Consider the following 22,572-nt stretch of genomic DNA (forward strand, 5'->3'; position numbering starts at 1 on the left):
GCGATGTCGAGGCAGGTGAAGACGGCGCTTTCCGTCGCGGTCGTGCTGATCGCGATCATTTTCGGTCTTTCTGCAACGGGGACGCTCGACGGTCTGTTGCGGACGCTCGATGTCGCGGCCACCGGGGAAACCTCGGTCGAGCAGACCCCGCCGACATCGGCCGGCGGCACGGCCGGGGAACCGTCCACCGGCGTGGACAGCGCGGAGGTCGCAGAGCAGGTCGTTCCGATCTTCGACCTGATCCGGGTCGAGCCGGACGGCGCCGCCGTGATGGCCGGGCAGGGCGCCCCGAACGCCACCGTGGAAATCCTTTCGAACAACGACGTCGTGGCGAGCGGCAAGGCGACGGCCGAGGGTTCCTGGGCGATCGTGCTCGAGGATCCGCTCGCCGCCGGCGCGCACGATATCCGCGTCCGCGCCACCTCGCCGGACGGCGGACCCGTCATCGAATCGGAGCAGCGCGTCGCCGTTTCCGTGCCCACGGGCGGCCAGGGCGAAGTGCTCGTCGTGCTGAACCAGCCGGGCACCGCCAGCGCCGTGCTGCAGCTTCCGGGCGGCGAGGGCAGCGCGATCACCGCATTGACGCCGCCGGCATCGACCGATCCGCAGTCGTCCGGCGCCGCCGCATCGACCGGCGCCTCGGTTGCGACCACCGTCGACACGCCGCCGGCCGAAGACGTCGCACCGCCCGCGACCGCCCAGCCGGCCGACCCGGCACCGGCCGCCCCGTCGGTGGCAACGGCCGATGCCGCAGCGGACACCGCCGCGGACGCGTCCACCTCTGCCGAAACCGCAGCGGCCCCCGAATCGGCGCCTCAGCCGTCGGCGAGCACGGAGACGGCAACCACCGACACTCCGCCCGCCGCGACCACGACAACGACAACGACGGCCTCGCAGGACGCGCCGGCCGCCGGCGCGGCCGATGCCGCCGCCTCCGCGACAGCGAGCGCCGAGGGCAACGCAGCCGAGGTTGCCAAGTCCGACGCCGGTGCCGCCGAAGGCGCGGCCGCACCCGGGGTTGACACCCCGGCCGCGAGCACCACGACCGATACCGCCGCGAACGATACCGCCGCGAACGGTGCCGTGGAACCTGGCACCACGCCGGCCGATGCCGCCGCCACAACACCGGACCCGAGCGGCGCCCCGGACAACGACGCCGGCGCCGAACAGACGCTCGCCGCCGTACAACCCGATTCCGCTGCCGAAGCGGGCGAGGGCGCGCCGACCGCGGGTGGGTCCGCCGCCGCCACGATCGGCGAGGCCGTGCCCGGCGCCGATGCGCCGGCCGCTCCCGCCGTGACCGTCGAAGCCGTCGAGATCGAGAATGCGACGATGCTGTTCGCCGCCGGCGCCGCACCGCGCGGCGCGCGCGTCCGGCTCTACATCAACGACCAGCCGGTCGGCGACGCGATCGCCGGTGCCGGTGATCGCTGGCTGCTGCAGCAGGTGATCTCGCCGCTGGCGCCGGGTGCCTACCGCGTCCGGGCCGACAAGCTGGACCCGGCCGGCGGCGTCTCGGCTCGCGCCGAAGTGCAGTTCGATTTCCGCGACGTGGCCCCCCCGGCCGAGGCGGCAGTCGCGGAGGCGCCCGGCACCGCGTCCGGCGCGGCCACCCCGTCACAGGATACCGTCACCACCGTCGTCTCCGGCAACGGCATCACCGTCGCCGGCAGTGGCACGGGCGCGGCCGCCGTCGGCAGTGGCGACGAGGGTGAAGCGCGCGTCGGCCAGCCGGCCAGCATCATCATCCGCACCGGCGACAATCTCTGGACCATCTCGCGCCGGCTCTATGGTCGCGGTGTGCGCTACTCGACGATCTATCTCGCCAACACGGACCAGATCCGCAGCCCGCACCTGATCTACCCCGGCCAGGTCTTCGTGCTGCCGGCCGGTGATGCCAGCTGGCCGGCCGACCCGGCGCCTGCAGCGGCCGCGACGCCGGCGCCCGCCTCCGACGGCTGACGGTGCCGGACGGCCGTGAAACCGTGCTGTCGGCCATTGCCGGCGGTCCGGCCACGCCGGGCGAGCCGGACGTCATCTGGTGGAGCTTCACCAAGACGCTGATCGCAGCCGGCGTGCTGCGGCTCGCCGAAGCCGGCCGTCTCGACCTCGACCGCGACCTCCGCGCTCCCGGCACGACGCCCCGCGCGCTGCTGCAGCAGCGCGCCGGCCTGCGCGACTACGGCGGCCTGCCGTCCTATCAGGCCGCGGTCGCCGCCGCCGGCCCGCCGTGGAGCGAGGCCGAACTGCTCGACGAGGTCTCCGATGTCCCGGTGCCGGGCCTGCCGTGGACCTATTCCAACGTCGGCTACATGCTCCTGCGGCGCTGCCTCGAACAGAGCTGCGGCACCGATCTGGCGACAGCCCTCGGAGACCTCGTGCTGCGGCCGCTCGGGCTGACGCGGGCCCGGGTCGCGCAGACGACCGGCGACCTCGCCGCGACCGCCTTGCCGCCGCCGGCCGGCTACGATCCGGGCTGGGTGTACCATGGCACCGTGATCGGCCCGCCGTCCGAGGCCGCCGCGGCGCTCGGCCGCCTGATGGACCGCCAACTGCTGTCACCCGCCACGCTGGATCTGATGTGCACGCCGCTGCCGCTCGGCGGCGCGTTGCCCGGCCGGCCATGGACCGCCACCGGCTACGGCCTCGGCCTGATGATCGGCAGCATGGCCGACCCCGCCGGCGGACCGGACATCCGCGTCGTCGGCCACTCGGCGGGCGGACCCGGCAGCGTCGGCGCGGTGTATCACGCCCCCGCCACGGGCCGCACCGCCGCCGCCTTCGCCGCGGGCGACGACGGCGGGATCCCCGAGCGCACGGCGGTTCGCCTGGTCGCCGGAGGCCGCGCGGACGGCGTCAGGACAGCGTGAAGGCGTCGCGGAAGCGGGTCAGCGCAACCTCGCTGTCGCCGGCCGGAAAGGCCTCGAGCCCGATGACGCCGCGATAGCCGATGTCGTTCAAGGCGCGGGCGATCGCCGGATAGGCGATCTCGCCGGTGCCCGGCTCATGCCGGCCGGGTACGTCCGCGACCTGGATCTCGCCGATCAGCGGCAGCGCCCGGCGGCAGAGTTCGATGAGATTCCCTTCGCCGATCTGCGCATGATAGAGGTCGAGATTGAGCCGCAGCGACGGGCGGTTGACGGCTTCCACCAGCGCGATCGTGTCGGCAGCCCGGGCGAACGGCACGTCCGGATGATCGACGGCGGTGTTGAGGTTTTCCAGCACGAAGGTGACGCCGTGCGTCTCGCCGAGGTCGGCGAGCCGGCGCAGCGTGTCCGCCGCCTTCAGCCACATCGGCCCCGTCACGACCTCGGACTTGACGATGGCCAGGCCCCGGCCGTCCAGCCCGGTGCCGTGCAGGTTGAGACGCGGACAGCCGAGCTCCAGCGCGACCGGGATCGACAGCGCCGCCGTGCGCAGCAGTTCGTCCGAGCCGGCATCGTCGGCGAGTGTTCCGGCGAGATAGCCCGTCATCGAGGAGAACGTCGCGCCGGAGCGCGCCAGTGCCTTGATGTCATGCCGCGACCAGTCCCAGATCTCGGCGAGAAACCCGGCGTCGGTGAGCCGCCGCAGCCGTTCCGGCACCGGCAGCTCGGCGAACACGGTTTCGACGCAGACGGCGAGTGTGAACGGCTGGATCATGGCGAGGCCTTGCTTGCGGGACGGATGCGGTGGGTGCCAGCGAAGCCAGCAATGCACATCGCCGCGCTCCTTGGAAGAGAACGAGAGAACGCCGAGGGCTGGCTGGTGTTCTTCGGGTCAGGCTGTGCCCCAGCGATGCCGGGCGAAGAGCTCGCGCTGCGCGGGATTGATCGACCGGTCGTCGAGGTCCACCTCGCGCTTCGACGCCGGGATATGCGGACGTCGTTCGACGTTGTCGAAGAACAGCGTGCCATGGATGCCGAGGGCGTCGCGCTTCAGCACCGGGCGGCACCACAGCGCGCCGAGCACGCGGCCGGCATCGGCGTCGCCAAGCCGCGCGATCAGGTCCTCGATCAGCTCCATGTCCCGGCCGTCCGGGAAGATCGCGGCATGCTCGTCGTCGGTCGCCTGGAATAGGCTGAAGGTCGCGTTGACCGCGCCGTCGATGATCTGGATTTTTTTCACGGGATCCGCTCGCACCTGTCGCCGTTGCGGGTGATGCACCGCCGAGGCCATGAGAGCATTGAGGCCCGCGCGGCCGCTGGATGCAACGTCGCGGGTCCACTACGGTCTGTCGAACAGCACATGTCGGTCGAGGCTCGGCCATGCCGGCAGACGCGAACCGATGATCTGTTCGCCGCGTCAGGGGCTTGCGGTAGCCGGATCAACCACGCGCGTCGCACGCGAGTGCGCTTGGCGGAGGCAAGTGACCGGAAACCGGCGCTGCCGAGCCCGATTTTCGAGGCCACCGGCAGAGCCCGACACCGCGTTCCGTATCCATTCTAGTTCCATAATATATCTTATGCGCGTTGGCGATTTGACCGCGGGATCGTTCGGCAGGCGCTTTGGCATCAGGCGTTGCAACCGCTTCCCTTGGCGTCCCCCTTCGCCCTTCGTCGCCACCTCGGTCGCTCGGCTTCCCGCGGCGTCCGCCCAGTGGACCGATCGGCTTCCCGAAGCAGCTGCCGCGACCCGCTCCGAACTTCCCCTCCGTCCCACCGACCGATGGTGCCGAGCCAAGCCTGCCAGACTGCCGTTCGCCGAAGGCCGGTTCGACGCAATGGACCTCGGCACCCCGATCCGTCGGGACCGCCTGCACCGCGACGCGGCCACCTTCACCAGCGCTGCCCCTACCAACGCTGCGATGGCCCGCGGCCCTGCCGGCGGCCGTCGCGCCGCGCGCCGGCGTCGTCTGGTGCGCCGTCGTCCCCTGGTGCGCTGGTGGCCGTCTCGTCGGCGTCGTCGCCCGGTTCCGCCTCGTCGTCCGCCTGCCGTTCCTTGCTGACCCGCTCCAGAGCCTGCCGCGCGACGGCACCGGAAAAGCCGCCGCGCATCACGGTCGCGAGGTCCTTGTGCCGGTCGCGCACGCTGCCCGGCCGCGCCGCCGGGCCGATGCGGCGGCGGACGATCAGGCGCATGGCGGCGGCGATCTCCGCCTCGTCGTCCTCCGCGTCGAGCCCGGCACGGACCAGGCCATCGTCGACGCCGTGTGCCTTCAGCGTTGCGGCGATTCGCCGGGCCGACCAGCCGCGGCGACGGCCCGACGCCGCCTTGGCCTCGACGTAGCGGCCGTCGTCGATCAGCCCCGTCCGCACGCAGGCCTCGACCACGGCGTCGATATCCCCCGCCGCCGCGGCCTTCCACGCCTGCCGCAGGTCCGCGGCGTCGGCGTCGCTGCCGGCGAGCGCCGGATCGGTCGCCATCGCCCGCCGCAAGCGCCGCTCCAGCACCCGCCTGAGATCCTGCTCGGACGCGAGATAGCGGTCGAGATAATGCAGCGCCGCCCGCTTCAGCCGCTCGCGGCGGCGCAGGTCAGCCCGGCTGCCGCCACGCTCGGCGGTGGATTCGCCAGCCCTGTCGTCCTCGTCCGTCAGCGTCGCCGGCCTCCCCGCCGCATTCCTGGAAACATCCTGAAAGAAACCCTGCCGCCGATCAGCCGGGTGCGACCCCGGCGCGCAGACCTTGGAACATAAAAGGAACGCGACCGAGCGTCCACCGGGAAAGCGCCGGTTTCGCGCGAACGCGCCTGATTTGCCGCATCGTCTGCGCTTAAGTTTTGTGGCTACAAAATGACGGCCGCTTCGTTCCAAGGCATCGGGTCCGAAGCCGGCTGACGCTCAAACTCCCGTGAACGCGCGGGTCCTCGCGAACAAACCCGGCGCCTCGCCGTTGTCGTTAGGAACATGGAAATGCCGCGTTCGTTAAGATCGCGGGTGAACGAAGCAAAACCCGGCGCCGGTCAACGGTAAGTCCGGATGAGGAGGAAAAGCGATGCTGCTGGCTTCTCTCATTGTTTGTGCTGTCATCACGGTGCTCATCGTGCGCGGTGCCATGGCCATGGAACGCGACTGGCATCGTCATGGCGAGAACAGCTGAGCTTGGTTTGCAGCGCAGCATATCCGCCTTGTAAGACCGCGTCATAGCCGACCGCCCCGCCGCGGGACGGTCGGCCTCCGTCAAGATCCCCCGACGATCAGTCGATCCAGTCAGAGCAGCGCGGCGCCTCGGCATCGCCCCACGGCATGATCGGCACGCTGGAGGTCGAGTTCTTCGGGCTGCCTTCGATCAGCTTGTCGGAATAGACGAGATAGACCAGCACGTTGCGCTTCACGTCGCAGCCGCGCACGATCTGCATCCGCTTGAAGATCAAAGATCGGCGCTGCGAGAACATCTCCTCGCCCTGCTCGAACTTCTTCTTGAACGTCACCGGCCCGACCTGGCGGCACGCGAGCGAGATGTCCGACACCTCCTCGGCGATGCCGACGAGGCCCTCGAGACCGCCCTTTTCCGGCACCGTGTAGTGGCAGGCGACGCCCTCGACCACCGGATCGTCGACGCCGTAGACGGCGAGCTTGTGGTCCGGTGTCAGGAACTTCCAGACGGTCGACTTCTTGAAGATCAGGTCCGGACCTTCGGCGAAGGCCGCCGTGGCCGAGACCGATGCGGTAGCCGCGATCACCGCGATCGTCGCCGCCCGTCCGATACGAGCCCATCCCGTCATCACCGTCATTCGTCTGCGCTCCTGATCAGCGTCCGTCGCCGCCGCTCCGGCAGCCGACGCGACCTTCAGATGGCGATCCGCGGCACCGGCTGAAAGACGTGTCCTAGCAGGATATTCACCGCCGACGACGAAATCGCGACGGCGAAAGAAACCGGGGATTCACGCCGATCATCCCTCCCCGCCGCCGCGTCCTATGATGCCGCTTCATTCCGGATCGCGATTGTGCGAGAAACGCCGCCCGGACCGTCGGTCCGGTCGACGCGGACCGCCGCCGCGCGCGCCTTGTTCCGGTTCTCCGATGACGCCTGTCGCCGACCAGCCGCGTGGCCTGTCACGTTCGTCTCGTCTCACCGGCATCGCGGCTGCCGTCGCGGCGATTTCATCGGTCGGCATCGCGCTCGGGCTCGGCCTGCCTCTGTTGTCGCTGGTGATGGAGTCGCGCGGCGTGTCCGGCGCCGCCATCGGCATCAACACGGCGATGGCCGGCATCTCGGCGATGGCGGTGACGCCGTTCGTGACGCCGCTCGCCCGCCGGATCGGCGCGGCACAGCTGCTCGCCATCGTCATCGTCATCACCGCGGCGAGCTTTCCGCTGTTCTTCGTCTTCGATTCGATGCTCGCCTGGTTCGTGCTGCGCATCGTGTTCCACGGCGCCGTCACCGCGGCCTTCATCCTGTCGGAGTTCTGGATCAACGCGCTGGCGCCGGAAAACAGGCGCGGCCTGATCATGGGCATCTATGCGACGGTGCTCTCCTTCGGCTTCGCGCTCGGCCCGGTTATCCTCAGCTTCACAGACGCCACCACCGCGATGCCCTTCATCGCCGGTGCCGCGATCCTGCTGCTGTCTGTGGTGCCGGTGCTGTTCGCGCTGAAGGCCAATCCGTCGCTGGAGGGCCAGTCGCAGCGCGGCTTCGTCCGCTTCATCGTGCTGGTGCCGATGGCGACCTTCGCCGCCCTCGCCTTCGGCGCCACCGAAAGCGGCATGATGGCGTTCATCGCCATCTATGGCCTGCGGATCGGGCTCGATTTCCAGTCGGCGGCGCTGCTCGTATCGGCGGTCGCCATCGGCAATATCGTGCTGCAGATCCCGCTCGGCATGCTCGCCGACCGGCTCGACCGCCGCTACATGCTGCTCGCCTGTGCCGCCGGCGGCGGGGCGATCATCGCAGCGACGCCGCTGATCGCGCATCTGCCGTGGGTGCTGTTTCCGGCGCTGATGCTGTGCGGCGGCCTGCTCGCCGGGCTCTACACCATCGGCCTCACCCATCTCGGCGCCCGCCTCGCCGGCGGCGACCTCGCCTCGGCCAATGCGGCGTTCATCTTCATGTATGCCGTCGGCATGCTGGTCGGCCCCGCCGCCGCCGGCGCCGGCCTCGACGCCTGGAACCCGCACGGCATGCCGCTGGTGATCGCCGCCTTCCTCGGTGCCTATGTGGTGCTGGCGGCGACCCGCATCCTCGCCCGCAGCGAGAGCGACCGCTGAGTGCGCCGGGCAATGCTGCGGGCATCCGCTGGCATTTCCCGGTTGCACCAATGATTGCCGCCTCGTAGCTTCCACCACGCCGCCGCCCAATTCATGGTGGATATGGCTGAATTCGACGAAGCGCATCGCAAGCTGCGGCCCCGCGGACGGTGCTTGGCGTCACGATTTTCTAAAGGGGCCGGAGGATATCTGATGCGTTTCGTTTCGCAGGCTCGCTGCGGCATTGCTCTCGCCGTCCTGACCGCGGCGCTCGCCGGCCCGGCGCTCGCCGCCACTGACGAGGAAATCACCGCCGCGCTGGTCGGTGCGCTGGAACAGAGCGGTGCCTCGGACGTGAAGTTCGATGGGCCGACGCGCGACGGCGACACCCTCACCTACGCCAACATGAGCTTCCGCCAGGCGAAGGACCCTGCCGCTGCGGCGGCCGGCGCGAGCGAGGTCTCGGTCGAGAGCCTCGACCTCACCGGTGCCGACATCCCCACGCCGGGCGCTTTCAGCGCGGATGTCGTGGAAGCGCGCGGCATGCAACTCGTCGACGGCGAGACGACGCTCAACGTGACCGCAGCCCGCACGGCCGGCATCCTGATCAGCGCGCCGCAGCCGGATGCGGCCCGCACCCAGCGCTATGACGAGCTGTCGGTCGACCAGCTCTCGGCGATCCGTGACGGCCGGGAAATGATCGGCATGGGACGGCTCTCGATCGAGAACGACGATTTCCTCGACAATTACCCGCGCAAGTTCGTGATGCAGATCGACGACGTCGTGTTCGACCCGTCGGCTGCGCCGAACGGAGCGGAGGCGATGGCGCAACTGAGCAGCCTTGGCTACGAGAAACTGGCCTTCGATTTTGCCCTCGACGGCACCTGGGACGATACGGAAGAGACCGCCCGCATCGCGCCGCTCAAGATCACCGGCACCGACATCGGCACGCTCGAACTGTCGCTGACGCTCGCCGGCGTCTCGCGCGAAGTGCTGGACGAGATGCAGAAGCCCGAGCCGTCCTTCGACCTGCTCACGGGGCTGGCGATCAGCGACCTCCGGCTGCGCTTCGACGACGGCTCGGTGACGAACCGCATCCTGTCGGCCCAGGCGGCCGAGATGGGCACCGATGCCGCCGGTCTCGCCGGCCAGCTCGCGGCCGCCCTGCCGCTGCTGCTGTCGCCGCTTCAAAACCCGCCGTTCCAGACCAAGGTCGCCACCGCCGCCGGCGCCTTCCTGCAGAACCCGCAGTCGATCACGGTGACCGCGAAGCCGACCGAGCCGGTCAGCTTCCTCGAGGTGATCGGCGCGTCCCAGGCCGCACCGCAGACCCTGCCCGACCTGCTCAACGCGGACATCACCGCGAACCAGTGAGCCGGCGACATCGGGCAGCGACCTTGCGCGGCGGGCGCAGCCGGTAGCGAAAGCCGGCTGCGCCCGCCGTTGTCGTTTCAAGTGACCGCCCGGCAAGACCATTCTGCGCCACCTCCGATTGCAGGTCGCCCTCGGCTCGGCTAGCGTGCCGTCGCAACGCTTGGTCGGGGGACGGGGCATGGCCGTGGGGCGGAGAAGCTGGGCGGTCTCGTGGCTCGTCGCGGTCGCGCTCTGGTCAGGGGCGCTCTGGACGGTGGCGCTCGGCCAAGCCGCCGGCGAGCCCAACGATCCCGCCCGGCAGGCGCAGCAGGACCAGCGGCTCGTCAGCGCGGTCGAATGGTCGCTCAATCGCAGCGGCGTGCGTGACCTGACCTTCTTCGGGCCGACCCGTTCGGGCGCCGTGGTGCATCTGCGTGACATCGGCTTCACGGTACCGGCCGGCGTCGTCGGGGATCTGCCCCTCCCCGCGGACCTCTCCGTCAGCATCGAGTCCATCGCACTGAACGCGCCGGTGCTCCTGAAGCGGAACGGGCTGCGCGCGACGAGCACGGTCGTGCGCGGGATCCGGCTGGCGGTCGGCGCGACGTCGGTTCGGATTGCGCGGCTGAAGCTCGGCGAAATCCAGCTACCGAGCCTTGCGCCCACCGATCTCCTGTCGCTGATCGCCACCCCCTTCGAGGTCGCCGGGCTTTCGGCCTTCCTCGCCGAACGGCCGTTCGTTTCCGTCGACGACGCCTATGGCTACGTCGAGGAGCCGGCCGGCGACGCGGACACTTTCACGATGCGCCTGCGGGCGACGGCCGGGACGCTGCACCTCACCTCGGTGCCGCGCGATACGCCGGTCGCCAGCTGGTTCCGGCGGCTCGGCTATGAGGATCTCGCTTTCAACTTCGACTTCATCGCGAACGTCGGCGAAGACTCCGTGTCCGTTGCCTTCGGCCCGTTCGTGCTACGGGTCCAATACGCCTTCGACGTCACGCTGGCGGCCTCGATCGCCGTGGCGACTGCCGACACCGCGGCGGGCGGCGTCGCCGACCCGCAGGCGATGCCGGGATCGACCATTACGAGTGCTTCGGTCAGCTTCGCCAACCAGGGGCTCGCCGAGCAGCTCATCCCCTGGCTCGCCGGCCAGCGCGGGATCGACGAGAGCGAGGTCCCCGCGGCGTTCACCGAAACGCTGTTCCCGCAGGCGCGCGCCACGACGCCGCGCCTGCGGCAGCTGCGAACCGCCCTGCTCGGCTTTCTCGAGCGTCGTTCGAGCTATGAGCTGAAGCTTGCGCCGGCCGGGCCGCTCAGCCTCGAGGCGTTCGAGCAAGCGGTCGCCTTGCCGCTGCCGGACGTGGCGGAGACCTTCGGGATGTCCGCCACGTTCGGCGAGTAGACCGGCGGCGGGGGACACCCGCCGACGACCCCTCCCCGGGCGCCGCGCCGCGGCGGCTTCGCCTTACGCCGGCTTCGCCACCCGGATGTGCAGCTCGCGCAGCTGCTTCGGGGTCGCCTCGGAGGGCGCGCCCATCAGCAGGTCTTCCGCGCGCTGGTTCATCGGGAACAGCGTGATCTCGCGCAGGTTCTGCGCGCCGCAGAGCAGCATCACGACGCGGTCGACGCCGGCCGCCATGCCGCCATGCGGCGGCGCGCCGTACTGGAAGGCCCGGTAGAGCCCGCCGAAGCGCTCCTCGACGTCGGCCTTGGTGAGGCCGGTGAGCTCGAAGGCCTTCACCATCGTCTCGGGGCTCTGGTTACGGATCGAGCCCGAGGCGATCTCGTAGCCGTTGCAGACCGCGTCGTACTGGTATGCCTTGATCGACAGCGGCTCGGCCGAGGTCAGTGCCTCCAGCCCGCCCTGCGGCATCGAGAACGGGTTGTGGGCGAAGTCGAGCTTCTTCTCCTCCTCGTCCCATTCGTAGAACGGGAAGTCGACGATCCAGCACAGCTCGTAGCGACCGGTATCGACGAGGTTGAGGTCCGTGCCGACCCGCGTCCGCGCTTCGCCGGCGAAGCGGTAGAACTTCGCCGGGTCGCCCGCGACGAAGAAGCAGGCGTCGCCCTCGGCGAGGCCGAGCTGGGTGCGGATCGCCTCGGTGCGTTCCGGGCCGATGTTCTTCGCCAGCGGGCCCGCGCCCTCGAGCGCGCCGTTCTCGCTGCGCCAGAAGATGTAGCCGAGGCCCGGCTGCCCCTGCCCCTGCGCCCAGGCGTTCATGCGGTCGCAGAAAGCGCGCGAGCCGCCGGTCTTGCCGGGGATCGCCCAGACCTCGGTCTTCGCGTCCGCCTCGATCATGCGCGCGAACACCTTGAAGCCGGAGCCGGCAAAATGCTCGGTGACCGCCTGCATCTCGATCGGGTTGCGCAGGTCCGGCTTGTCGGAGCCGTATTTGCGCAGCGCTTCGGCATAGGGAATGCGCGGGAAGCTCTGCGTCACCGGCTTGCCGTCGCCGAATTCCTCGAAGATGCGACGCAGCACCGGCTCCATCGTGTCCCAGACGTCTTCCTGGGTGACGAAGCTCATCTCGAGGTCGAGCTGGTAGAACTCGCCCGGCAGGCGGTCGGCGCGCGGGTCCTCGTCGCGGAAGCAGGGCGCGATCTGGAAATAGCGGTCGAAGCCGGCGACCATCAGCAGCTGCTTGAACTGCTGCGGCGCCTGCGGCAGCGCGTAGAAGGTGCCGGGATGGATGCGGCTCGGCACCAGAAAGTCGCGCGCGCCTTCGGGGCTCGAGGCGGTCAGGATCGGCGTCGTGTACTCGGTGAAGCCGATGTCGTTCATCTCGCGCCGCATCGCCGCGATGATCTTCGTCCGCTTGACGATGTTCCGGTGCAGCGTCTCGCGGCGGAGATCGAGGAAGCGGTACTTCAGGCGGGTGTCTTCCGGATAGTCCGGCTCGCCGAACACCGGCAGCGGCAGTTCCTTCGCCTGGCCGAGCACCTCGATCTCGTTGATGAAGATCTCCACCGTGCCGGTGGCGAGGTTCGGGTTGACGGTCTCGGGCGTGCGCAGCTTGACCGCGCCGTCGATGCGGATCACCCACTCCGAGCGCACCGTCTCGGCGAGCTTGAACGCCGGCGAGTCCGGGTCGGCGACGCACTGGGTGATGCCGTAGTGATCGCGCAGGTCGATGAAGAGCAGCCCGCCGTGGTCGCGGATACGGTGCACCCAGCCGGACAGACGCACGTTGCCGCCCGCATGGGACTCCCGCAGCTCGCCGCAGGTGTGGCTCCGATAGCGATGCATGGTCGACCTCTTGTCCGGTATTGGCGCGGATCCGTCCCGGCCCGCCGTTTGCGGCGGAAAAGGCATCTAACCGGCGGAGTTGTCAAGGCGGAGGGCGCGTTCCGGCCGGTTCCGCGCCGGCTTTCGGGCGCGGTTCGCCGCGTCCCGGCCGATCCGGGGGGCGACCGCCGTGGCATACTGTCGATAATGCCGGGTTGCGGGCGGCAAACGGCAATTTCCTGACGACAATTCCCACTCGACTCGTCTAAATTCCGCCACCATGACGATGATCACAACGACCGCCGAGCTCGCCGACGCCTGTGCCGAGCTCTCCCGCTTCGACTTCTGCACCGTCGACACCGAGTTCCTGCGCGAGACGACGTTCTGGCCAAAGCTCTGCGTCGTCCAGCTCGCCAGTCCCGAGCAGGCCTATGTCGTCGACGCGCTGGCGCCGGCGCTCGATCTCGCACCGTTCTTCGCCCTGATGAAGAACGAAGCCGTGCTGAAGGTCTTCCACGCCGCGCGGCAGGACATCGAGATCGTCTGGCACCTCGGCGGCTTCGTGCCTCACCCGGTGTTCGACACCCAGATCGCCGCCATGGTCTGCGGCTTCGGCGATTCGATCTCCTACGACCAGCTCGTCGGCCGCATCTCCGGCGCCTTCATCGACAAGTCGCACCGCTTCACCGACTGGTCGCGCCGGCCGCTGTCGGACGAGCAGCTCGAATATGCGATCGCCGACGTCACCCATCTCCGCGACGTCTACCGCTTCCTCGCCGACAAGCTGGAGAAGCAGGGCCGCAGCGACTGGGTGGGCGAGGAGATGGACGCCCTCACCGCCGTCTCGACCTATCACACCGAGCCCGAGGACGCCTGGCAGCGGCTGAAGCTGCGCGTGCGCAAGCAGCGCGAACTGGTGGTGATGCAGACCGTCGCCGCCTGGCGTGAGCGCGAGGCGCAGACCCGCGACGTGCCGCGCAGCCGCGTGCTGAAGGACGACGCGATCTACGAGATCGCCGCGCAGGCGCCCACCGATGCGCAGGCGCTCGGCCGGCTGCGCACCATCCCGTCGGGCTTCGAACGCTCGCGCGCCGGCGGCGAGATCGTCGAGGCGGTGAAGGCCGCCCTTGCCCGGCCGAAGGAAACCTGGCCGCCGATGCCGCGCGGCCGCGTCATGCCCGAAGGCTCCGGCGCCGCCGTCGACCTGATGAAGGTGCTCTTGAAGCTCGTCAGCGAGAACGAGGGTGTCGCGACCAAGGTGCTCGCCACCGTCGACGACCTCGAGCAGATCGCCGCCGACGACAACGCCGACGTGCCGGCGCTGAACGGCTGGCGCCGCGAGATGTTCGGCGAGACGGCGCTGCGCCTGAAGCGCGGCGAGATCGGCCTCAGCTTCGACGGCAAGCGCGTCGTCGCCATCGAGACCGGCCGCACCCGGGCGGTGAAGCCGCGCGACTGACCCGGGCATTGCCGACGAGGACACGACACGAGTCCTGCCGACGCCTCGGCTTTTCCCTCGCCCTTCGAGACAGGCGCTTCGCGCCTTCCTCAGGATGAGGGAAAAAGATAACTATCTGCAGCTAAAACCGAAAATCGCTGAGGCCTCATCCTGAGGAGGCCCGTGAGGGCCGTCTCGAAGGACGAGGCCGGGCGCGCTGACCTCTCTCAGGCGGCAAGAACTGGACTGCAGCAGTGCTGCCTGTCCCCTCCCCCTCAGCCCCTCGCTTTCTTCGCCGCCTGCAGCCCGATATAGCACTGCGCCACGGTGGCCCCGGCCAGCGCCGTTATGTCGGCGTGGTCGAACGGCGGTGAGACCTCGACGACGTCGCCGCCGACGAAATCGACATCGCCGAGCCCGGTGAGGATCGCGATCGCCTCCCGCGAGGACAGCCCGCCACACACCGGCGTCCCGGTCCCCGGCGCATAGGCGGGGTCGAGGCAGTCGATGTCGAAGGTCATGTAGGCTTTTGCTCCGCCCACCCGCGCCTTGATCCGCTCGATGACGCCGGCGACGCCGAGTCGGTCGATGTCATGGCCGTGCAGGATCTCGATGCCGCAGTCTTCCGGCGCGTGGGTGCGGATGCCGACCTGGATCGAGCGCGCCGTGTCGATCAGCCCGGCCCGCGCCGCCCAGCCGACGAAGGCGCCGTGATCGACGCGGTCGGTGTCGTCGATGTTCCAGGTGTCCTGGTGGGCGTCGAACTGCACCAGCGCCAACGGCCCGTGCCGGGCGACATGCGCCTTCAGCAGCGGCCAGGTGATGTAGTGGTCGCCGCCGAGCGTGAAGAGGTGGCAGCCGGCGTCGAGAATCTCGCCGGCCTGCGCCTCGATCGACGCACAGGCGTCCTGCTGGCGGCCGTAGTCGAGCGAGCAGTCGCCCCAGTCGATCACCGCGAGGCTTTCGAAAGCATCGACGCCGAAGGGATAGTTCGGGTCGCCCTCGATGATCGCCGAGGCGCGCCGGATCGCCTGCGGCCCGAAGCGGGCGCCCGGCCGGTTCGAGACGGCGCAATCGAACGGAATGCCCCAGACGACAAGGTCGGCGACCGAGAGGTCGCGGCTGAACCGGCGCCGGAGATAGGACTGCGCCCCGCCGTAGGTCGGCTCGATGGCGCCGCCGTAGAGCGAATCGCCCAGGAATGCGGTGTCGGTGGGGCGTGGCCGGATCCGGTCGCCTGTCATGCAGTGTCTCCCTCAGCGGTCGGCGGTGAGCAGTTCGTTCGGTCCTGCATAAGCCACTCGCGCGCTGCCCGGAAGATCGCGAACGGTCCGCGCCGGACATATGACAACCGCCGAAACCATGTTTGCGCGTTGGTCAATTGTTAGGCAAAGGCAAGGTAAATTTCCCGTACCGCAGCTCGGGATCAGAAAATGAATATCAAGGGCAAGATTCTCTCCATCGTCGGACTCGTCGGCGCCGTCGCCGTCGGTCTCTCGATCTCCGCCATCGACGCCATGCAGTCCTACAACGCCCGCGTCGAAGCCTACCGCACGGTCTCCACCGAAGTGCTGCTCGGCGAGCGCCTCAACCGTGCCGTGACCCTTGTCGTCATGGAATCGCGCGGCATCTACGCCGCCGCGTCCGTCGAGGCCGCCAAGCCCTTCGCAGAGGGGATTCACAAGGGACTCGACCGGATCGATGCGGTGATTGCCGAGTGGTCGCCGCTCGTCCACGACGGCGAACGCGCCGCCTTCGACGCCATGGTCGTCCGCGCCGCCGAATTCCGCAACTTCCGCACCGAGACGGCGCGGCTCGGCGCCGAGGTCTCGCCCGAGGCCGCCGGCCAGCAGGGCAACAACGACGGCAACCGCGCCAACCGCAAGGCCTTCCAGGCCGAGATCGACGCGGTGGTCGGCGCCAACGAGGCGCGCCTGCCCGAAATGCGCCAGGAGGTGGACAGCTTCTATGAGTCCCGCGTCAACCTGATGCTGGCGCTCACCGTCGGCGGCCTGCTGCTCGGCCTCGGCGCGGCGCTCTACATGGCCGTGTTCAAGATCACCCGGCCGCTGCGCGGAGTGACGGACGTGGTCGTGGCGGTCGCGGCGGGCAACATCGACGCTCCCGTGCCGGCCAAGCGTAGCCGCGACGAGATCGGCCAGCTCTGGACCGCCGTCGAAAGCCTGAAGACGTCGCTGGCCGATGGCCTGCGCGCCAAGGCCGACCAGGAACTCGCCAAGCAGCGCAGCGTGGAAGAAGGCCGCCGGGTGATGCTCGCCACGGCCGCGGAATTCGAATCCGTCGTCGGCTCGATCGTGCAGGAAGTCGCCGCCGCCTCGGCCCAGGTGCTCTCCGCCGCCCGCGTCGTCGCCGGCAGCGCCGACCAGACCACGCACCGCTCCGCGTCGGTCGCCACCGCCTCCGAGCAGACCTCCGCCAACGTCCACTCGGTCGCTGCGGCATCCGAGCAACTGTCGGCCTCGATCGAGGAGATCAGCCGCCAGATCGGCGACGCCACCCGCCTGATCAGCGAGACGGTGGGCCAGGCCCGCGAGACCGACGCCGACGTCCGGGCGCTGGCCACCAACGCCGAGAAGGTCGGTTCGGTCGTCGCCATGATCCAGGCGATCGCCGAGCAGACCAACCTGCTGGCGCTCAACGCCACGATCGAGGCGGCGCGCGCCGGTGAGGCCGGCCGCGGCTTCGCGGTCGTCGCCTCCGAGGTCAAGGCGCTCGCCACCCAGACGGCGAAGGCCACCCAGGACATCGAGCATCAGATGGCGGTGATCCAGGCGGCCACCGGCGGCGCCGTCGACAAGATCGCGGCGATCTCCCGCCAGATCGGCAACCTCGACCACATCGCCCGCACCGTCGCCGCGGCGACCGAGGAACAGGGCTCGGCGACCGGCGAGATCGCCCGCAACATCCAGGAAGCGGCGACCGGCGCTTCGGAAGTCGCCCAGCACCTCGACGGTGTCCGCACCGCCGCCAGCGACAGCGCCCGCGTCTCGCGCGACCTGCTCGGCGCCAGCGAGGCCCTGTCGTCGCAGACGCAGAACCTCAGCCGCCAGCTCGGCGGTTTCCTGCAGAAGATCCGCGCCGCCTGATCGCGGCGCGCCACTTCTCCTCTCGACAAGCAAAAAGGGCCGGATGCGATCTGCATCCGGCCCTTTTCGTTTCGATCCGGCAAAAGCCGGAAACGATCAGCGCTTCGAGAACTGGAAGCTGCGGCGGGCCTTGGCGCGGCCGTACTTCTTGCGCTCGACGACGCGGCTGTCGCGGGTCAGGAAGCCGGCCTTCTTGAGCACGCCGCGCAGGCCGGGCTCGTAGTAGGTCAGCGCCTTGGAGATGCCGTGGCGGATCGCGCCGGCCTGGCCGGAGAGGCCGCCGCCGGCGACGGTGGCGATCACGTCGAACTGGCCGTCACGCGCCGCGGCGTGCAGCGGCTGCTGGACGATCATCTGCAGCACCGGACGGCCGAAGTAGCCGGTGAAGTCCTTGTCGTTGACGATGATCTTGCCGGTGCCCGGCGTCAGCCAGACGCGCGCGACGGCGTCCTTGCGCTTGCCGGTGGCATAGGCACGACCGAAGGCGTCGAGCTTCTGGACGTAAACGGGAGCCTCCGGCTGAGCCGTGGCGATCTGGCCGCCCAGATCGGAAAGGGACTGGAGTTCGGCCATGGTCAGGCCCTCGCGTTCTTGGAATTCAGGGACTTGACGTCGAGCGCCACCGGCTGCTGCGCCGCGTGCGGATGCTCGGTGCCGGCGTAGACCCGCAGGTTGCCGAGCTGGCGACGGGCCAGCGGGCCCTCCGGCATCATCCGCTCGACGGCCTTCTCGAGCACGCGCTCCGGGAAACGACCTTCGAGGATCGAGCGCGCGGTGCGCTCCTTGATACCGCCCGGGTGGCCGGTGTGGTGGTAGTACTTCTTGTCGGAGTACTTGCGGCCGGTCAGCACGACCTTCTGCGCGTTGACGACGATGACGTTGTCACCATCGTCGACATGCGGCGTGAAGGACGGCTTGTGCTTGCCGCGCAGGCGCATGGCGATGATCGAGGCGAGGCGGCCGACCACGAGCCCTTCGGCGTCGATTACGACCCACTTCTTCTCGACCTCAGCCGGCTTGGCCGAAAAAGTCTTCATCTGTGCAACCGTTCGTTCGTTCCGCGCCGCGACCGGACGTCGGGCGGGCGGCGGAGCCATGAAAACGGCGGCCGAGGATGGCCGCCGCGATGGCTGTGCGTATACGTGAAGCGAACGACACGGTCAAGGCCGTCGATCGGCCTCTAGTCCAATGAATTCATGGGCTTATGGAGTACGGTATTCATATACCGCATGTCTTTTCGCTGTTCCGGCGGCGGGCGGGCCGCAAAACGGTCCGCCCGCCGTGTCGGATCAGGCGATCGGCGTCTTCTTCGACTTCGCCAGGATGTTGACGAACTCGACGCCGGCCGAGAAGGCCATCGCGAAGTAGATGTAGGCGCGCGGGATATGGAACCCGGCTGCATCCGCGATCAGCGCCACGCCGATGAGGAGCAGGAACGACAGTGCCAGCATCTTCGTCGTCGGGTGCTTGTGGATGAAGGCCGAAATCGGGCCGGAGGCGAGGTACATCACCGCCATGGCGATGATCACCGCGACCACCATGATCTCGACGTGCTCGGCCATGCCGATCGCCGTGATGATGCTGTCGACCGAGAACACCATGTCGATCACGATGATCTGCGCGATCACCGCGTTGAACGTCGCACCGACGGCACCGGACTTGGATTCTTCCTCGCCCTCGATGCCCTTGTGGATCTCGAGGGTCGCCTTGACGAGCAGGAACGCGCCGCCGGCGAACAGGATGATGTCGCGCCAGGACACCGGGTGATCGCCGATGCTGAACAGCGGCGCGCTGAGCCCGATCAGGAACGACAGCAGCATCAGGAGGATGATGCGGAACACCAGCGCGAGGCCGAGGCCGATCTGGCGCGCGCGCTTGGCCTGCTCCGGCGGCAGCCGGGCGGTCAGCACGGAAATGAAGACGATGTTGTCGATGCCGAGCACGATCTCCATCACGGAGAGCGTCAGCAGGCTGATCCAGGCATTGGGATCACTGAGAAGATGCATCGGGGGTTGATCCGTTTCATCGGGGGACCGGGAGGCAGGCGTAGGCACGCATGGGAACGGCGGCCGACGGGAGACGGCCGGCGAACCCGGATACGATCGAAACCACAGGATTGATCAAGGAAAGTGACGGTCCTCGGCACGGCACCAGTTGCCGGCGCTCTGCCGCCCCCGGATGCCCTGCCCCGTCAGGGGCGCGCGTTCAGGAGCTGCTGCACACCCGCGACCAGCGAGAGGTAGAGTGTCGTGACGAACAGCCCAACGCCGACGGCGGTCGGGGGTTCCAGGTCGAATGCAAGCGCAAGGCCGGCGAAGGCGAACCACAGCCCGGTGACCGCCAGCGTCAGCGGCCGCCAGCGCACCACGCGTACCGGATGCACGAAGGCGACCGGCATGAACGTCAGCACGGCCAGCGCCAGCGTGACGGCGACGACGACGCCAACGGGCGGCTGGAACACGAAGAACAGGAACACCACGCCGTTCCAGACCGCGGGAAAACCGCGGAACGCATTGTTCTTCATCTTCATGCGCGTGTCGGCGAAATACATCGCGCTGGTGAAGACGATGACGCCCGCGAGCGCCAGGGCAATGGCGGGCGAGGCAAAGCCGCCGGTCGCGAGCGCCATCGCCGGCAGGAACACGTAGGTGACGTAGTCGACGACGAAATCGAGCGCCGCGCCGGAAAAGGTCGGCAGGCGCTGCTCGACCGAGAAATGCCGCGCGATCGGGCCGTCGACGCCGTCGATGATCAGCGCGAAGCCGAGCAGGGCGAAGAATTTCGGCCAATCCTGCGTATAGGCGGCGACCGCCGCGAGCATCGCGATCACGATACCGCTTGCGGTGAAGGCATGGACCGCAAGGGCGATGAGGGCGTTCTGATGCTTCGTCACGATGGCCGCTGGCGTCACAGTCACGCTCCCGCAGGTCCGCGATTGGACCTGTAATCGTCTCGTATGGACTGAAAGCGCCAAGATTTCCAGCCGTCTTCGCCACTTTTCCAGTGCCGATGCTTGCGGCAAGGCGAAGCGAGGCCGCCGAAACGGCGGCTGCGACATTCTTGCCCGGTGCCCGCGCGGGCGAAGACGCGCACAATGGAGCCCTTGCCACCCCGGCGCCGTGTCCGCACGTCGTCGGCGGGACCACCGCAGGGATCCTGGACCGGTCATGGAAAATCTCGCGCTGCACGCGCCGTCGATCGCCGCCATCGTTGGGGGCGCACTGATCGGTCTCGCCGCTGCCCTCATCTGGTTCGTCACCGCCCGCGAGGCGGCGGTGTCCGAAAGCCTCGACGCCCTCGCCTCGGGTGATGCGGCGCCGTGGCATGCCGTCTTCATCGCGGCGCTGATCGCCGGGGCCCTCATCGCCGCCTGGGCGGTCGGCAGCCTCGACACCGCGGGCATCGTGCCGGCCGACGTGCTGCCCGGCGACACCTGGTTGCTCGCAGCCGGGGCCTTCCTCGTCGGCGCCGGCGTCCGCGTCGCCGCCGGCGGGCTCGCCGCGCACGGCATCTTCGGCATCGCCCGCCTCTCCGCCCGCTCGGCCGTCGCGATGGCGGTGGTGATGCTGGCGGCGGTCGCGGTCGCGACCCTCGTCGGATATGCCGCATGACCGTCGCCATGCTGCTGCGCCTCGCTGCGGTCGCGGCCGCGGGCCTCGCCTGCGGCGCCGGAATCGTGATCGCCGGGCTGCTTGACAGCGGCCGCACCCGCGCCTTCTTCGACCTCGCCCACGCCACGGCCTTCGGCTGGGACGACCGCCTGCTCGCCGTCGCGGCGACCGCCCAGCTCGTCGGCCTCGTCGGCATCCGCCTCGCCCAGAAGCGCAGCCGCCGGCCGCCGATCGACGCGGCCGCCGACGAGATCGACGCCGCCGACGCAGACCACGCCGACCGGCGCCTCGTCTGGGGCGCTCTGCTCTTCGGCGCCGGCATCGGCCTTGCCGGCGTCGGGCCGGCGATCGCGGTCGCCGGCCTCGGCGTCGCCCCGCTGAAGGCGTTTGCCGCGGTCACCGCGTCGATGCTTGGAATGCGGGTCGCCGACAGTATATTGCAGCGTCTCGGGTCGCCGGCGCGGCCCGAAAAGCGCGCCGCGCGCAGCTAGGGCCGAACCGGCCCGGTCGCCGGCGCGGGCACCGGAGGCGAGCCATGACCGCGCACACGACGACCGATCACCTCGACGACGTCGCCGTCGTCGGCGGCGGGCCAGCGGGCCTGATCGCGGCACTCGCCCTCGCCGCCGCCGGCCGCTCCGTCGTCCACCTCGCCCCGCCGCCGCCGACCGACCGGCGCACCAGCGCCCTGCTGCAGGGCTCGGTCGACCTGCTGGAGCGCCTCGGCGTCTGGGAGGCGGTGCGGCCGCAGGCGGCGGCGCTGCGCACCATGCGCCTCGTCGACGGCAGCCGACGCCTGCTGCGGGCGCCCGAAACGCGTTTCGACGCCAGCGAGATCGACCTCGACGCCTTCGGCTGGAACGTCGAGAACCACGTTCTCACCACCGCGCTGGCCGCCCGCGTCGCCGCCGAGCCGGCGATTCGCAGCCTCGACGCCGTCGCGCGCCAGGTCACGGTCCGCGGCGGCTTCGCCGAGATCCTGACCGGCGACGGCGACCTGCTGCGCGCCCACCTCGTCGTCGGCGCCGACGGGCGCAAGTCGCTCGTCCGCGACGCGGCCGGGATCGGCACCCGCGAGCGGCGCTACGATCAGGTCGCCCTGGTGCTCAACTGCCGCCACGACGGCCCGCACCGCGACACCTCGACCGAGTTTCACACCGAGACCGGCCCGTTCACCCTGGTGCCGCTCGGCGACGGCCGCTCCAGCATCGTGCTCGTCGAGCGTCCCGCCGTCGCCGAACGGCTCGCCGCCCTCTCCGATGCCGACCTCGGCGCCGAGCTGTCGCGCCGCTCGCAGCGCCTGCTCGGGACGATCGAGGTCGACGGGCCGCGGCAGACCTATCCGCTGAGTTCGCTCAAAGCCGCGTCGATGACCGCGCCGCGAATCGCGCTGGTCGGCGAGGCCGCGCACGCCTTTCCGCCGATCGGCGCCCAGGGGCTCAACCTCGGCATCCGCGACGTCGCGGATCTCGCAAAGGCCGTCTCGCGGACCGGCGACGACTGCGGCAGCGACGAGGTGCTCGCCGCCTATGGCCGCGCCCGCCGCTTCGATGTCGCCAGCCGCCAGGCCGGGGTCGACCTGCTCAATCGCTCGCTGCTGACGGATTTCCTGCCGGTACAGTTCGCCCGCGGCCTCGCGCTGCAGGCGGCAAGGACGATCTCGCCGCTGCGGCGCTTCCTGATGCGCGAAGGGCTGGCGCCGGACTATCGGCCGGCCGGCTCCTGACGGGCA

Annotated in this window: 20 protein-coding genes; 10 read left to right on the forward strand and 10 right to left on the reverse strand. The window is 69.6% G+C overall.

Going from position 1 to position 22,572, the window contains the following annotated elements:
- Window positions 1-3: 3 nt before the first annotated feature.
- Window positions 4-1,962, forward strand: a complete 1,959-nt coding sequence (locus tag I5731_RS15270) for a LysM peptidoglycan-binding domain-containing protein (protein WP_197312274.1) — start codon at window positions 4-6, stop codon at window positions 1,960-1,962.
- 2 nt (window positions 1,963-1,964) lie between these two features.
- Window positions 1,965-2,870, forward strand: coding sequence for a serine hydrolase domain-containing protein (locus I5731_RS15275; RefSeq protein ID WP_197312275.1), 906 nt, complete (start codon window positions 1,965-1,967; stop codon window positions 2,868-2,870).
- On the opposite strand, the gene I5731_RS15280 is transcribed toward I5731_RS15275, so the two are convergent.
- From I5731_RS15280 to I5731_RS15295, 4 genes are all read right to left on the reverse strand, one after another.
- Window positions 2,857-3,642 carry a TIM barrel protein gene (locus I5731_RS15280; protein WP_197312276.1) on the reverse strand — a complete coding sequence of 262 codons (786 nt, stop codon included), beginning with the start codon at window positions 3,640-3,642 and terminating at the stop codon, window positions 2,857-2,859. The two genes, I5731_RS15275 and I5731_RS15280, sit on opposite strands and share 14 nt — an antisense overlap.
- A 117-nt stretch (window positions 3,643-3,759) precedes the next feature.
- The gene (locus tag I5731_RS15285) at window positions 3,760-4,107 is read right to left on the reverse strand and encodes a hypothetical protein (RefSeq protein WP_197312277.1); all 348 of its coding nucleotides are present in this window, start codon (window positions 4,105-4,107) and stop codon (window positions 3,760-3,762) included.
- Window positions 4,108-4,772: 665 nt separating this feature from the next.
- Window positions 4,773-5,732: a regulatory protein RecX gene (locus I5731_RS19850; RefSeq protein ID WP_235981833.1), complete on the reverse strand. Its 960-nt coding sequence runs from the start codon at window positions 5,730-5,732 to the stop codon at window positions 4,773-4,775.
- Window positions 5,733-6,115: 383 nt separating this feature from the next.
- Entirely contained in the window at window positions 6,116-6,652 is a 537-nt protein-coding gene (locus tag I5731_RS15295) for a CreA family protein (protein ID WP_197312278.1), read from the reverse strand.
- 289 nt (window positions 6,653-6,941) lie between these two features.
- Between I5731_RS15295 and I5731_RS15300 the strand changes: the two genes are divergently transcribed.
- The 3 genes from I5731_RS15300 to I5731_RS15310 all read left to right on the forward strand — a co-directional run bounded on the left by I5731_RS15300 (window position 6,942) and on the right by I5731_RS15310 (window position 10,860).
- Entirely contained in the window at window positions 6,942-8,126 is a 1,185-nt protein-coding gene (locus I5731_RS15300; protein ID WP_197312279.1) for an MFS transporter, read from the forward strand.
- Between the two features lie 192 nt (window positions 8,127-8,318).
- Window positions 8,319-9,479, forward strand: coding sequence for a hypothetical protein (locus I5731_RS15305; protein ID WP_197312280.1), 1,161 nt, complete (start codon window positions 8,319-8,321; stop codon window positions 9,477-9,479).
- Window positions 9,480-9,597: 118 nt separating this feature from the next.
- Window positions 9,598-10,860 carry a hypothetical protein gene (locus I5731_RS15310; protein ID WP_197312281.1) on the forward strand — a complete coding sequence of 421 codons (1,263 nt, stop codon included), beginning with the start codon at window positions 9,598-9,600 and terminating at the stop codon, window positions 10,858-10,860.
- Window positions 10,861-10,923: 63 nt separating this feature from the next.
- Here the strand turns inward: I5731_RS15310 and aspS are convergent, their stop codons facing one another.
- Window positions 10,924-12,705: an aspartate--tRNA ligase gene (gene aspS, locus I5731_RS15315; protein WP_197312282.1), complete on the reverse strand. Its 1,782-nt coding sequence runs from the start codon at window positions 12,703-12,705 to the stop codon at window positions 10,924-10,926.
- Between the two features lie 265 nt (window positions 12,706-12,970).
- Between aspS and rnd the strand changes: the two genes are divergently transcribed.
- Window positions 12,971-14,143: a ribonuclease D gene (gene rnd / locus I5731_RS15320; protein ID WP_197312349.1), complete on the forward strand. Its 1,173-nt coding sequence runs from the start codon at window positions 12,971-12,973 to the stop codon at window positions 14,141-14,143.
- Between the two features lie 254 nt (window positions 14,144-14,397).
- Here the strand turns inward: rnd and speB are convergent, their stop codons facing one another.
- Window positions 14,398-15,366, reverse strand: coding sequence for an agmatinase (gene speB, locus I5731_RS15325; protein WP_197312283.1), 969 nt, complete (start codon window positions 15,364-15,366; stop codon window positions 14,398-14,400).
- A 189-nt stretch (window positions 15,367-15,555) separates the two neighbouring features.
- On the opposite strand from speB, the gene I5731_RS15330 reads away from it, so the two are divergent.
- Window positions 15,556-17,229 carry a methyl-accepting chemotaxis protein gene (locus I5731_RS15330; RefSeq protein ID WP_197312284.1) on the forward strand — a complete coding sequence of 558 codons (1,674 nt, stop codon included), beginning with the start codon at window positions 15,556-15,558 and terminating at the stop codon, window positions 17,227-17,229.
- Between the two features lie 96 nt (window positions 17,230-17,325).
- Here I5731_RS15330 and rpsI read toward each other — a convergent pair whose 3' ends face one another.
- The 4 genes from rpsI to I5731_RS15350 all read right to left on the reverse strand — a co-directional run bounded on the left by rpsI (window position 17,326) and on the right by I5731_RS15350 (window position 20,287).
- Window positions 17,326-17,802: a 30S ribosomal protein S9 gene (gene rpsI / locus I5731_RS15335; RefSeq protein ID WP_197312285.1), complete on the reverse strand. Its 477-nt coding sequence runs from the start codon at window positions 17,800-17,802 to the stop codon at window positions 17,326-17,328.
- 2 nt (window positions 17,803-17,804) lie between these two features.
- On the reverse strand, window positions 17,805-18,266 hold the full coding sequence (rplM, locus tag I5731_RS15340; RefSeq protein WP_197312286.1) for a 50S ribosomal protein L13: 462 nt from the start codon (window positions 18,264-18,266) through the stop codon (window positions 17,805-17,807).
- A 252-nt stretch (window positions 18,267-18,518) separates the two neighbouring features.
- Window positions 18,519-19,235 (reverse strand): TerC family protein, encoded by a 717-nt coding sequence (locus I5731_RS15345; RefSeq protein ID WP_197312287.1) that lies wholly within the window; start codon window positions 19,233-19,235, stop codon window positions 18,519-18,521.
- Window positions 19,236-19,420: 185 nt separating this feature from the next.
- Window positions 19,421-20,287, reverse strand: a complete 867-nt coding sequence (locus I5731_RS15350; protein WP_197312288.1) for a CDP-alcohol phosphatidyltransferase family protein — start codon at window positions 20,285-20,287, stop codon at window positions 19,421-19,423.
- A gap of 109 nt (window positions 20,288-20,396) precedes the next feature.
- Between I5731_RS15350 and I5731_RS15355 the strand changes: the two genes are divergently transcribed.
- The 3 genes from I5731_RS15355 to I5731_RS15365 are packed head-to-tail and all read left to right on the forward strand — an operon-like array spanning window position 20,397 to window position 22,566.
- Complete coding sequence (locus I5731_RS15355; RefSeq protein ID WP_197312289.1) at window positions 20,397-20,840, forward strand: YeeE/YedE family protein; 444 nt, start codon at window positions 20,397-20,399, stop codon at window positions 20,838-20,840.
- The gene (locus I5731_RS15360) at window positions 20,837-21,331 is read left to right on the forward strand and encodes a DUF6691 family protein (protein ID WP_197312290.1); all 495 of its coding nucleotides are present in this window, start codon (window positions 20,837-20,839) and stop codon (window positions 21,329-21,331) included. The genes I5731_RS15355 and I5731_RS15360 overlap by 4 nt, the downstream gene beginning before the upstream one ends.
- Window positions 21,332-21,375: 44 nt before the next feature.
- Window positions 21,376-22,566: a UbiH/UbiF family hydroxylase gene (locus tag I5731_RS15365; RefSeq protein ID WP_197312291.1), complete on the forward strand. Its 1,191-nt coding sequence runs from the start codon at window positions 21,376-21,378 to the stop codon at window positions 22,564-22,566.
- The last annotated feature ends 6 nt before the right edge of the window (window positions 22,567-22,572 follow it).

The sequence above is a fragment of the Methylobrevis albus genome (genome assembly GCF_015904235.1).
Taxonomy (GTDB): Bacteria; Pseudomonadota; Alphaproteobacteria; order Rhizobiales; family Pleomorphomonadaceae; genus Methylobrevis_A; species Methylobrevis_A albus.